Genomic DNA, 10205 nt, shown 5'->3' with positions numbered 1-10205 from the left:
GGCCACCGCCCCCGCCAGCGCCGCCCCGAAGATCAGCCGGCGGCGGTCGATCTGGTCCGACAGCCAGCCGATGGGGTATTGCAGCACCAGCGCCCCCGAGAACAGCATCGCCACGAACAGCGCGATCTGGTCCGCCGACAACCCGATCTGCGAGCCATAGACCGCCCCCATCCCGGTCTGCGTGGCATAGACGCATCCCAGCAGAAAGATCCCCACCGTGCCCAGCGGCGAGCTTGCGAACAGCTTGCGCAGCGTCATCGGGCGCGCGACCTCCACCGCGGGCACCGGCGTGATCGACAGCAGGATCGGCGCGAACGAGATCGACACCAGGATCGAGGCGCCGATGAACAGCGCCGCCGTCCCCGCATCGCCCAGCGTCAGCAGCCCCTGCGCCCCGATCAGGCCCAGCGTCTGCGCCATCATGTAGGCCGACAGCACCTTGCCCCGGGTCTGGTTGGTGGCGGCATTGTTCAGCCAGCTCTCGGCCGCGACATAGATCCCCGACATGCAGAACCCGATCAGGATGCGCAGCAGCGTCCAGGCCCAGGGCTCGGCCAGCAGGGTAAAGGCGATCAGCCCCGCCGACATGAAGCTGCCCAGCGCCGCGAACACCCGCACATGCCCGACCCGCCGGATCAGCACCGGCGCATAGCGCGCGCCCGACAGGAACCCCACGAAATACCCCGAGGTGACGATGGCAAGCTCGGCCGCCGAGAACCCCTCGATCCCGCCGCGCAGGCCGATCAGGGTGAAATGCATGCCGTTGCCCAGCATGATCAGAACGATCCCGAGCAACAGCGCCCAGACGCCGGCGATCACCTGGATCATCAGAAGTCCTTTCGCAGTCGGGCGGGGGCGCCGGGTACCGCGCCATCCCACGGCACGGCGACCCGGAATGGCCCCGCAGCGCCGCATCAGCCACCGGTTGCGACAGAGGCGCGCGCCGCGACAAAGCGACCCGTGCCATGGCCCCGGACAGCGAGGCCCGCCCGGGGGGATGGACATTCCCGACCGTTTCAGTCAGATACCTCGCACCCAGCGTGGCGGTCCCGCCCACGGCCAGGCAGTCCCCCATCTGCGCGCCACACATGGCGCCCGTTCCTGCTGGAGATCCGAGATGATCCGACTGTCCGCCGCCATCGCCGCGTTTGCCGTGCTTGCCACCCCGGCGCTGGCCGAAGGCTACCTCTATTCCGACTTCGAGGCCTCGGTGCCGCACATCGACCTGCCGGAGTGCCCCGAGGGCATGGCCGACCGCGCCGCCATCTGCCGCGTGACGATCAACAACGACGCGCTGCACATCCACGTCTTTGCCGAGGACGGCGACCAGCCCTTCATCGCCGTGCATACCTTTTACGAGGACGGCTTCGCGCTGACGCTGGACCGCTGACGGGGCGGCTTTCCTTTTGCCGGGATCAGCCGCAGGCTGGCCCGGCGCAGGGAAAGGGCCGCCGATGATCCACGCACTCGCACTCCTTCTGACGGTGCAGCTGGCGGGGGTGGTCCTGACCGGGGCGCTGGGGCTGGCGGTACCGGGGCCGGTACTGGGCATGGCGCTGCTGCTGGCGGCGCTGATGGCCGTGCCCCGGCTGGTTGCGGTGGTGGCGCCCACCGCGCGGGTGATCCTGGGGCATCTGGCGATCCTGTTCGTGCCCGCGGGCGTCGGTGTCGTGGGCCACATCGCGCGCCTGGGCGACGAGGCGCTGGCGGTCGGTCTTGCGATCGCGGTCTCCACCGTGCTGGCGATCGTGGTGGGGGCGCTGACCTTCGTCGCGGTGGCGCGGCTGACCGACCGTTCGGACCGGGCCGACCGCGATGCGTGAGTTCGCCGAGATCTGGAGCTACCTCTCCGACGCGCCGCTTTTGTGGCTGACGGCGACGCTGGTGGCCTATGCCATCGGGGATGCGGCGGCGCGGGCGGCGCGGGGGGCGGCGCTGGTCAATCCGGTGCTGGTGGCGGTGGCGCTGCTGGCGGGCCTTCTGTGGCTGACCGACACGCCCTATGCGGTGTATTTCGAGGGGGCGCAGTTCGTCCACTTCCTGCTGGGCCCGGCCACGGTGGCGCTGGCGGTGCCGCTGTACGACAGCCTGCCGCGGTTGCGCCGGGCGCTGCTGCCGGTGGCGGCGGCGCTGGTGGCGGGATCGCTCACGGCGATGGCCTCGGCGCTGGCGGTGGCGGCCTGGCTGGGGGCGGGGCGCGAGACGCTGATCGCGCTGGCGCCGAAATCCACCACCGCCCCCGTGGCCATCGGCATCGCCGAGGCGGTGGGCGGCTCGCCGACGCTGACGGCGGTGCTGGTGATCGCCACGGGACTGTTCGGCGCGGTGATCGCCACGCCGCTTCTGAATGCGCTGGGGCTGCGGGACTGGCGCGCACGGGGGCTGGCGGTCGGCGTGGCCGCCCACGGCATCGGCACCGCCCGCGCCATGCAGGTCAACCCCGAGGCGGGCGCCTTTGCCGGGCTTGGCATGGCACTGAACGCGGTGCTGACGGCGGTTCTGGCGCCGCTGGCGCTGGGGCTGGCGTTGCAGGCGGGCTGGGGCGGGGCGCCGGCGCCGCAGGCTGGCGCCACGGCGGCTGGAATGCTAGGACCACGCCCATCCGTGACCAGCCCCCAAGGTGTCCCATGACCCGTATCATCGCCGCAGCCCTCGCCGTGTTCTTTCTCGGGCTGGTGGCCCTGATGGCCAGCGTGACGCTGTTCGTGCGTGATCCGATGCCGGTCCTCAGCGCGCGGGTGCCGGTGTCGATCGAACGCGACGGTGTCCGCGCCACGGTCGCGGTCGACCCCACCTATCGCTTCGAGGTCACCGCCGAGGGGCTTCCGCGCGACATCGCCCCCGACCTGACCATGCACCGCGGCGAGGCCGACGGCCGCGCCGTCGAGATGGAGGTCACCGACGCCGGCGCGGGCCTCGTGCAGGGGTTCGGGCAGTTCACCGCACCGGGACGCTGGACGCTGACGCTGATGGGTGGCGACGGCCCGGTGGAATTCGGGTTCGTGCTGCAGGAGTGACCGCGCCCCTGCGTCGGGCACGGATCCGACGCTGGACCCCGATCTGGACCCCGATCCGGCTCCGGCGTCGCGCCCTGCCCTGCGATGGTCGCACCGCGCCATCCGCGCCGCACCACACCCCCTAGACCGGGGCCAAGGGCAAAGGACCGCGCAATGTTCCTGTCGGTATTCGAAATGTTCAAGGTCGGGATCGGCCCGTCGTCGTCCCACACCATGGGGCCGATGGTGGCGGCGGCGCGGTTTCTGGCGCTGCTGGAGGGGCTGGCCTTCACCGCCCACGGGGTGCGGGCGCGGCTGCATGGCTCGCTCGCGTTCACCGGGGTGGGGCATGCCACCGACCGCGCGGTGATCCTGGGTCTCTCGGGCTTCACCCCCGACGCCTATGACGCCGCCCGCGCCGAGGAGACGCTGGACGCCATCCGCCGCAACCGACGGGTGACGCCCGCGCCGGGGCGCAGCTATACCTTTGACCCCGATCGCGATCTGGTGTTCGACCGTGGCCCGGCGCTGCCGGGGCATGCCAACGGCCTTGTGCTGATGGGCACCGACGCCCAGGGCGACGTGATCGCGCAGGAGACGTATTACTCCATCGGTGGCGGCTTTGTCGTGACCGAAGCCGAGCACGGCGCCCCGCCGACCGCGCAGGCCCCCGTCCCCTATCCGTTCGAGACCGCCGCCGCGATGCTGCGCATGGCCGCCGACTCGGGCCTGTCGATCGCCGCGATGAAGCGCGCCAATGAACGGACACGCACCAGCGACGCGGACCTGGATGCCGGGATGGCACGGATCTGGCAGGTGATGTCGGACTGCATCGACCGCGGGCTGGCCGCGCCCGGAGATGTGCTGCCGGGGGGGCTGAAGGTGCGCCGTCGCGCGGGCGCGATGCACGCGGCCCTGCGCGCCGAGGCCGGGCGCAACCTGAGCGCGCCGCACATCGTCAACGACTGGATCGCCGTGCGCGCCATGGCGGTGAACGAGGAAAACGCCGCCGGCGGGCAGGTCGTCACCGCCCCCACCAACGGGGCGGCCGGGGTGGTTCCGGCGGTGATGCGCTACTGGCTCGATCAGGTACCCGGCGCGTCGCCCGCACGGGTGGGCGAGTTCCTGCTGACGGCCGCCGCCATCGGCGGTCTGGTCAAGCACAACGCCTCGATCTCGGGCGCCGAGTGCGGCTGCCAGGCCGAGGTCGGCGCGGCCTCGGCCATGGCGGCGGCGGGGCTGGCCGCCGTGCTGGGCGCCACCCCCGAGCAGGTGGAGAACGCCGCCGAGATCGCGCTGGAGCACCATCTGGGCATGACCTGCGATCCGGTGCGCGGTCTGGTGCAGGTGCCGTGCATCGAGCGCAACGCGCTGGGCGCGATCAAGGCGGTGTCGGCCGCAAGCCTGGCGCTGCGCGGCGACGGGGCGCATGTCGTGCCGCTCGATGCCTGCATCGAGACGCTGCGCCAGACCGGCGCGGACATGAGCCACAAGTACAAGGAAACCGCGCTGGGCGGGCTGGCGGTCAACGTGCCCAACTGCTGAGGCCGCGTCAGCCCCGCGCGGGCTTGAACGGTGCCATGCCCGCGCGCGCCAGCACATCGGCGCGCTCGTTCTCCGGATGGCCGGCGTGGCCCTTGACCCACTCCCAGCGCACGGTGTGGCGCGCGCAGGCGTCCTCCAGCCGCTGCCACAGCTCGCGGTTCTTGACCGGCTTGCCATCGGCGGTGCGCCAGCCGCGCCGCTTCCAGTTCGCCATCCAGACCGTGATGCCGTTCTTCACATAGGCGCTGTCGGTGACGACGGTGATCCGCGACGGCCGCTCCAGCCCCTCCAGCGCGGCGATGGCGGCCAGAAGTTCCATGCGGTTGTTGGTGGTCTGCGCCTCGCCGCCGGACAGCTCACGCTCGCGCAGGACCGCGCCACCGTCGAGCGCCTGAAGCACCACCCCCCAGCCGCCGGGGCCCGGGTTGCCGCTGCACGCCCCGTCGGTATAGGCAAAGAGTTCGGGCATCGCGACCTCAGCGTCCAAAGGCGAAACCGATGCCGAGGCACACCATCACCACCAGCGTCAGCACGATGCGGAACCCGATCCACCACGGCGGGGTCAGCCGCCACTGCCCGAACTGCAGGTCCAGCGACAGCATCGCAAAGAACCCCACGAACAGCGCCGACAGCGACGACGCAAGCGTGCCCCCCACGGTGAAGAACACCCACAGCGCCGGCAGCACCGAGGTGCCATAGGCCTTCCACTGCATCGCGGGTTCGGCGCGGGTGGCAAACCCCCACAGCACGCCGCCCATGAAGCACAGGATGATGGTGCCATAGCCCACCAGCACCGGCACCCCCACCAGCCGCGGCCCGAACAGCGTCGCCCCGGCCTCGGCCAGCGCCGGGACCAGCACCGTGAGCGCCCCCCAGACGAACGGAACCAGCCCGGCAAAGCCGAGCGCCAACGCCGGGCGCGGTGTCATGCGAAATCCTCCTGCACCGCCCGGCGGGCGGGATGTCTGCGGGCCGCCCCCCGGACGGCGCTCTGTACGGCGATCTGTTTGGCGGCCCGGGCGTCACTCCGCCCGGCGGTGGCCGGTGCGCGCCGAGGCCCACCGCGGGCGATGGCGCTCATGCCGGTTCGCGCAGGATGCGCGGCACCTTGAACTCCACCCGCTCCACCGCGGTCTCCACGACCTCGCGGGTCACGTCGTAGCGCGCGGCGAAGGCGTCGATGACCTCCTCCACAAGCTCCTCGGGGGCGCTGGCGCCGGCGGTCAGGCCCACGGCCGCCACCCCCTCCAGCGCGCGCCAGTCGATGTCGGCGGCGCGCTGCACCAGCTGGGCATAACCGCAGCCCGCCGCGCGCCCGACCTCCACCAGCCGCTGCGAATTCGACGAGTTCGGCGCCCCGATCACCAGCAGCGCGTCGATTTTCGGCGCGATCGCCTTGACCGCGGCCTGCCGGTTGGTGGTGGCGTAACAGATGTCTTCCTTGTGCGGCCCGAGGATCGCGGGGAACCGCGCCTGCAATGCCGCCACCACGGCGGCGGTGTCATCGACCGACAGCGTGGTCTGGGTGACAAAGGCCAGCCGCTCGGGGTCGCGGACGGTCAGGCGGGCGACATCCTCGGGGGTCTCCACCAGCAGCACCTCGCCGGGGGGGAGCTGGCCCATGGTGCCCTCGGTCTCGGGGTGGCCGGCGTGGCCGATCATCACCAGCTGCAAGCCGTTCTCGTGGTGGCGCGCGGCCTCCATGTGGACCTTGGTGACCAGCGGGCAGGTCGCGTCCACCGCCAGCATCTGGCGGCGCGCGGCCTCGGCCGGGACCGCCCTGGGCACGCCGTGGGCCGAGAACACCACCGGGCGATCGTCGGGGCAGTCCGCCAGATCCTCCACGAACACCGCGCCCTTGGCCCGCAGCCCGTCCACCACAAAGCGGTTGTGCACGATCTCGTGGCGCACATAGACCGGCGCGCCCCACCGCTCGAGCGCAAGCTCCACGATCCTGATCGCGCGGTCCACGCCCGCGCAGAACCCGCGCGGCGCGGCGATATAGAGGATGAGCGGGGCCTTCGGCATGGTGCGGTCTCCTTGTCGGGCGCAGACTATCGCGCCCCGCCGCACCCGTCGAGGGGGGGGCACGGCCAAACGCCACACGGACGGGCGCACGCGCCGCAGCAGGGCGCAGAACGGCGGGACGCGGCGACAGGCCGCGGGGGAACCGGCGCATGGGAGCCGACGGGCGGGCGCGGACTGGCGGGTGCGGACTGGCGGGTGCGGTCTGGCGTCGGCCTGGCGGGCACGGTCTGGCGTCGGTCTGGCGGGCGCGGACTGGCGGCGGACCGGCCGGGGCGCTTCCCGTCACTCCCCTGGAACCGGCACCGCACGGTCCGGGCGATCAGCGAATTGTCACCTCCCGATGCCGATTGGCGGTTGGCGCGGGATCGGAGCCGACCCATAGAGCACGCATGACTCCCGGCTTCTTCACCGCCCTGTGGCACCGAGCACAATACATCCCCCTGTGGTCCGCGCTGTCGGCGGTGCGGCTGCGCAGCCTTGACCACCGCGCCCGGCTTTTCGGCGCCATGGTCGGCGCCGTCATGCGCTGGTATCCGCCCGCGCGCTGGCGCTTTGATCGCGAGGTGCTGCGGGTCTTTCCCGACATGCCGCGCGCCCGGCGCGCGGTCCTGCGCCGCGAGATGGGCCGCAACATGGGGCGCACCCTGTTCGAGATCCTCCACAGCGCCGAGTTCCAGGCGAACCCGTCGCGGTTCCACGTCTCGGGGCCGGGCCTTGCGGCGCTGGAGCGTGCCCGCGCCGAGGGCAAGGGCGCCATCGTGGTGTCGGGTCACTTCGGCCAATGGGATGCGGTGCGCGCGGTCCTCAAGGCGCGGGGGATGGAGACGGGCGCGGTCTACCGGCCGCAGCAAAACCGCTTCTACCAGCGCGGGTTCCTGGCCGGGATCGAGGCCGCCGGACGGCCGGTGATGGCGACCGGACGGGCGGGCACCATGGACATGGTGCGCCACCTGCGCCGCGGCGGGTTCATGGCCATCCTGCTGGACGAGAAATACGCCGGCGGCGCGCCGGTGCCGTTCCTGGGGCATCCGGCGCTGACCTCGACGGCGGCGGCGGCGCTGGCGCTCAAGCATGGCCTGCCGCTGGTGCCGGCCTATGGCACCCGCAGGCCCTGCGGATCGGAGTTCGATGTCGCGTTCGAGGCACCGATCCCCCACACCGACGCCCATGCCATGACCGCCGCGGTCAACGACAGCCTGTCGGCGCGCGTGCTGCGTGACCCGGCGCAGTGGTACTGGATGTTGCGCCGCTGGGACGGTGCCTGAGGCGGTGCCTGAAACGGGCGCCCCGCCCCGCCCCGCCCTGCCCCGCCCCGCGTCCGGCGCCGGGCCGCGAGAGCGGCCGCGCCTCAGCGCCGCGCGGCCTCGGCGCGCGCGCAGATGACCTGGATGCGCTCCTCGATCTCCTGAAGGCCCACCGGCTTGGCGAGGTAGTCGTCCATGCCCACGCTCAGCGCCAGTTCGCGCTTCTGGATCATCGCATCGGCCGACAGCGCGATGATCGGGGTGTACCGGCGCGCGGTGGCATTTTCGCGGCGGCGCAGCTCGCGCGTGGCCTCCAGCCCGTCGAGGACCGGCATCTCGATGTCCATGACGATGATGTCGTAGTCCTTTTCCTCCCACGCGGCGAGGGCCTGCTGGCCGTTCGTCGCGATGTCGAAGGAATGGCCGATCCGGCGCAGATAATGCGACAGGATCATCCGGTTGGTCGCGTTGTCCTCCACGATCAGGACATGGCGCGGCCCGCAGGGCAGGTCCCCGGCCGGGACGGGGGCGGGCGCGGCGGGCACGGGCGCGCACTCCAGCGGGATGCGCGCGGTGAAGGTCGACCCGCGACCGACGCGGCTTTCGACCGTGATCCGCCCGCCCATCTGTTCGCTGAGGTACCTGGAAATCGACAGCCCCAGCCCGGTGCCGCCATAGCGCCGGGTGGTGGAGCTGTCGGCCTGCGAGAACACCGTGAACAGCCGCGAGATCGCCTCGGCCGAGATCCCGATGCCGGTGTCGCTGACGATCATCTCCACGAACCGCGCCCCGCCGTCCTGCCGGTCACGCAGGGTGATCCCGATGCGGCCGGCCTCGGTGAACTTGACGGCGTTGCCCACCAGATTCGACAGGATCTGACGAACGCGCACCGGATCGCCCACATACACCGTGCCCTGCAGATCGAGCGTGAGGTCGGCCTGGAGATCCTTGGCGGCGGCCACCGGCGCGAACAGCGCATGCACCGAGCGTGCCAGCGCGCGCAGGTCGAACGGCTCGGGGCGCAGCTCCATCGCGCCGGCCTCGATCTTCGACAGATCCAGGATGTTGTTGAGAAGCTCCATCAGCGCATGACCCGAGGCGACCATCACGTCCAGCCACTCGCGCTGTTCGGGGGTGATGTCGGTATCGGCCAGGATGCCCGCCACCCCCAGCACCGCGTTCATCGGCGTGCGGATCTCGTGGCTCATGGTGGTCAGGAAGGCGCTCTTGGCGCGGTTGGCGGCATCGGCCTCGTTGCGCTGTTCCTTGAGCTCGGCGGCCAGGGCCCGTGTCTCGGACAACAGCCCCGAGCGCATCTCGGCCGCGAGCATCATGTCCAGCGTGCCGTCGGTCGGCGAGAAATCCACGATCCGCAGCGGCTGGGCGCTCTCGTCGGCCTCCAGGTCGGGAATGTGGCCCAGCAGCAACCAGACCGCATCGCCGCGATCCAGCACCACCCCGCGCAGCCGCATCGCCCCGGGGCCGCGCAGCCGCACGATGACCCCCCGCCGATGGGCACGCAGATCCGCCACGCAGGCCGCGTCCGACGGGCGCTCGATGGTCACGCAATCGAACAGGTTGCGGCCCAGGATCGGCGCCCCCGCATGGCGCAGCAGCGACGGCCCGGCGTCGCGGATCAGCCCGCAGCTGCCCAGCCTGAGATACGCGGGAAACAGCGCGGCGACCTCGTCGCCCGCAAGCGACAGCCCCGGCATCGCCGCGCGGCCGTCTGCCGGCGTGATGTCATCCATGCGCCGCCATCCGCCGGATGAAGAACCGCGCGCCGCCGTCCTGGGGGACATGGTCGATGGTGACGGTCTCGCCGAAGCGCTCGGCGACCGACAGCAGGATGCCGCGCACGAACGGCTCCAGGCCCTGGCGCCCGGAGCGGTAGCTGAGCTCGATCGTGGCGGGATCCGCCGCGATCAGCTCGAACGAGGGCATCTGCGCCAGCGGCATGTTCGAATGAATACTGGAGTGCATCCGGTCGAGGCAGTCAAGGAACGTGACGAGGTCGTCCCCCGCCATTCGAAGGACCCGACCGTATCCGGACGCCCCGGCGAAGTCGATCCAGACGCGACCGAATTCATGCAGAAGTTCATCACAGGACATCCCGAGGCGCGCCGCAAGCAGGCGGACCAGCGCCATGGTGGTGTCGTCGGCGTAATACTCCATCCCGATGAACAGCGGCTGGGTGAATCCCGCCTCCCGAAGCACGGCCGTCCAGGCGGGATCGCCGATGCGCCGGACCGCCATGCCGCGCAGCGCCTGGTGGATCATCCCGTACATGCGCGCAGCTCCTGTCGGCGCGCGGAGGGCGCGGCGCGGTGCCGTGGGACGCCGCAACCGCGCCCGGCGCCCCGCAGCGCCCCCCGCCACGCCCCCCGCCACG

The 10205-nt window shown here is 71.7% G+C and carries 12 protein-coding genes; 6 read left to right on the top strand and 6 right to left on the bottom strand.

The features are described 5' to 3' along the window. Positions 1-828: MFS transporter (locus CCR87_RS06110; protein WP_201156673.1), on the bottom strand; the 828-nt coding region annotated here is incomplete at its 3' end. A gap of 289 nt (positions 829-1117) precedes the next feature. On the opposite strand from CCR87_RS06110, the gene CCR87_RS06105 reads away from it, so the two are divergent. The 5 genes from CCR87_RS06105 (at position 1118) to CCR87_RS06085 (ending at position 4541) form a co-directional block, all read left to right on the top strand. Further along, a complete protein-coding gene (locus tag CCR87_RS06105; protein WP_201156672.1) occupies positions 1118-1390 on the top strand; it encodes a hypothetical protein in 273 nt (90 codons plus the stop codon). A gap of 64 nt (positions 1391-1454) precedes the next feature. Further along, positions 1455-1823: a CidA/LrgA family protein gene (locus CCR87_RS06100; RefSeq protein WP_201156671.1), complete on the top strand. Its 369-nt coding sequence runs from the start codon at positions 1455-1457 to the stop codon at positions 1821-1823. Further along, the gene (locus CCR87_RS06095; protein ID WP_201156670.1) at positions 1816-2631 is read left to right on the top strand and encodes an LrgB family protein; all 816 of its coding nucleotides are present in this window, start codon (positions 1816-1818) and stop codon (positions 2629-2631) included. The genes CCR87_RS06100 and CCR87_RS06095 overlap by 8 nt, the downstream gene beginning before the upstream one ends. Continuing rightward, positions 2628-3017, top strand: a complete 390-nt coding sequence (locus CCR87_RS06090) for a hypothetical protein (protein WP_201156669.1) — start codon at positions 2628-2630, stop codon at positions 3015-3017. Before CCR87_RS06095 ends, CCR87_RS06090 begins: the two co-directional genes overlap by 4 nt. Positions 3018-3170: 153 nt before the next feature. Then, complete coding sequence (locus CCR87_RS06085) at positions 3171-4541, top strand: L-serine ammonia-lyase (RefSeq protein ID WP_201156668.1); 1371 nt, start codon at positions 3171-3173, stop codon at positions 4539-4541. 7 nt (positions 4542-4548) lie between these two features. On the opposite strand, the gene rnhA is transcribed toward CCR87_RS06085, so the two are convergent. The 3 genes from rnhA to ispH form a co-directional block, all read right to left on the bottom strand. Continuing rightward, positions 4549-5010, bottom strand: coding sequence for a ribonuclease HI (gene rnhA, locus CCR87_RS06080; protein ID WP_201156667.1), 462 nt, complete (start codon positions 5008-5010; stop codon positions 4549-4551). 7 nt (positions 5011-5017) lie between these two features. Further along, complete coding sequence (locus CCR87_RS06075; RefSeq protein ID WP_201156666.1) at positions 5018-5470, bottom strand: DUF3429 domain-containing protein; 453 nt, start codon at positions 5468-5470, stop codon at positions 5018-5020. A 148-nt stretch (positions 5471-5618) separates the two neighbouring features. After that, on the bottom strand, positions 5619-6569 hold the full coding sequence (gene ispH, locus CCR87_RS06070) for a 4-hydroxy-3-methylbut-2-enyl diphosphate reductase (RefSeq protein ID WP_201156665.1): 951 nt from the start codon (positions 6567-6569) through the stop codon (positions 5619-5621). A gap of 389 nt (positions 6570-6958) precedes the next feature. Here ispH and CCR87_RS06065 point away from each other — a divergent pair, with 389 nt between their 5' ends. Further along, a complete protein-coding gene (locus tag CCR87_RS06065) occupies positions 6959-7834 on the top strand; it encodes a lysophospholipid acyltransferase family protein (protein ID WP_201156664.1) in 876 nt (291 codons plus the stop codon). A gap of 83 nt (positions 7835-7917) precedes the next feature. On the opposite strand, the gene CCR87_RS06060 is transcribed toward CCR87_RS06065, so the two are convergent. After that, complete coding sequence (locus CCR87_RS06060) at positions 7918-9564, bottom strand: ATP-binding protein (protein WP_201156663.1); 1647 nt, start codon at positions 9562-9564, stop codon at positions 7918-7920. Continuing rightward, positions 9557-10102 (bottom strand): heme NO-binding domain-containing protein, encoded by a 546-nt coding sequence (locus CCR87_RS06055; RefSeq protein WP_201156662.1) that lies wholly within the window; start codon positions 10100-10102, stop codon positions 9557-9559. Before CCR87_RS06055 ends, CCR87_RS06060 begins: the two co-directional genes overlap by 8 nt. Positions 10103-10205: the final 103 nt, after the last annotated feature.

The organism is Rhodobaculum claviforme, from assembly GCF_016653255.1.
GTDB classification, from domain to species: domain Bacteria; phylum Pseudomonadota; class Alphaproteobacteria; order Rhodobacterales; family Rhodobacteraceae; genus Rhodobaculum; species Rhodobaculum claviforme.
Note: the sequence above shows the minus strand (reverse complement) of the source record. Positions and strands in the feature narration are given on the sequence as shown.